Here is a 1363-nt window from a genome sequence, read left to right as displayed (position 1 = left end):
TCTCCGTCCCCGTCGCCGTCCCCGGAGAACGCGCCGGCGCCTCGTCCCCCTGCGCCGCCGGCCCAGGTCGCGCCGGCCCCACCCGGGCTCCCGGTGTTCGAGCTCCCCTGCATCGCACCGTTCTGCGTGCCGCCGCCTGCCTGAATCGCCCGCCCGGACCCCGACGCCTAGACTCGGGGCATCATGAGTGCACCCAGCGAAGAAGCGATCCGCGCCGCCCTGGCCAAGGTCGACGACCCGGAGATCAGAAAGCCGCTCACGGAGCTCGGCATGGTCAAGGGCGTCGACATCGACGAGGGATCCGGCCGGGTCGGGATAGGCATCTACCTGACGGTGGCCACGTGCCCGATGCGGGACACGATCACCGACCGGGTCCGCACCGCGGTCTCGGACGTCGCCGGTGTGGGCGAGGTCGTGGTCGAGCTCGACGTGATGAACGACGAGCAGCGCACGGAACTGCGCAAGCACCTCCGGGGGGACGCGGCCGAACCCGTCATCCCGTTCGCCCAACCGGGGAACCTCACCCGCGTGTACGCGGTCGCCTCGGGCAAGGGGGGCGTGGGCAAGTCCACCGCCACGGTCAACCTCGCGACCGCGCTCGCGTCCCGTGGACTGTCCGTGGGCGTCCTCGACGCGGACATCTACGGCCACTCGATCCCCCGCATGCTGGGCACCGATGCCCGGCCCACCCAGGTCGAGCAGATGATCCTGCCGCCGGTCGCGCACGACGTCAAGGTCATCTCGATCGCCCAGTTCACCAAGGGGAACACCCCGGTGGTGTGGCGTGGCCCCATGCTGCACCGCGCCCTCCAGCAGTTCCTGGCCGACGTGTACTGGGGCGACCTCGACGTGCTGCTGATGGACCTACCGCCGGGAACGGGTGACGTCGCCATCTCGATCGCCCAACTCATCCCGTCGGCGGAGATCCTCGTGGTGACCACACCGCAGCAGGCCGCCGCCGAGGTGGCCGAGCGGGCGGGGTCGATCGCTCTCCAGACCCGTCAGCGGATCGCGGGCGTCATCGAGAACATGTCGTGGCTCGAACTCCCCGACGGCACCCGCATGGACGTCTTCGGCACCGGCGGTGGGGCCGAGGTCGCGGCGAACCTCTCACGCTCCGTGGGGGCACCGGTGCGCCTGCTCGGCCAGGTGCCGCTCGAGCAGGCCGTCCGGGAGCACGGCGACGAGGGCACCCCGATCGTCCTGGCGGAGCCGGATTCACCGTCCGGCAGGGCGTACAGGGAGATCGCGGACGGACTGGCCGTCCGGCCGCGCGGACTGGCGGGGATGAACCTCGGGATCGACACCACGCGCCACCTCTGACCGCCGGACCGGCCGGACCGCCGCACCGCGGGCGCATCCC

At 71.8% G+C, this 1363-nt stretch carries 1 protein-coding gene; it reads left to right on the top strand.

Features of this window, described 5'->3' with window-relative positions:
• Window positions 1-183 precede the first annotated feature (183 nt).
• Window positions 184-1323, top strand: coding sequence for an Mrp/NBP35 family ATP-binding protein (locus G6020_RS12100; RefSeq protein WP_179525585.1), 1140 nt, complete (start codon window positions 184-186; stop codon window positions 1321-1323).
• Window positions 1324-1363 lie beyond the last annotated feature (40 nt).

The sequence above is a fragment of the Dietzia sp. B19 genome (genome assembly GCF_014145155.1).
GTDB classification, from domain to species: domain Bacteria; phylum Actinomycetota; class Actinomycetes; order Mycobacteriales; family Mycobacteriaceae; genus Dietzia; species Dietzia natronolimnaea.
The sequence above is the reverse complement of the archived record's forward strand: the minus strand, read 5'-3'. Positions and strand labels throughout refer to the sequence as shown.

What these genes read in the sequence shown, in the direction of transcription:
- G6020_RS12100 (WP_179525585.1), top strand. Translation starts at nt 184, where the DNA reads ATGAGTGCACCCAGCGAAGAAGCGATCCGCGCCGCCCTGGCCAAGGTC.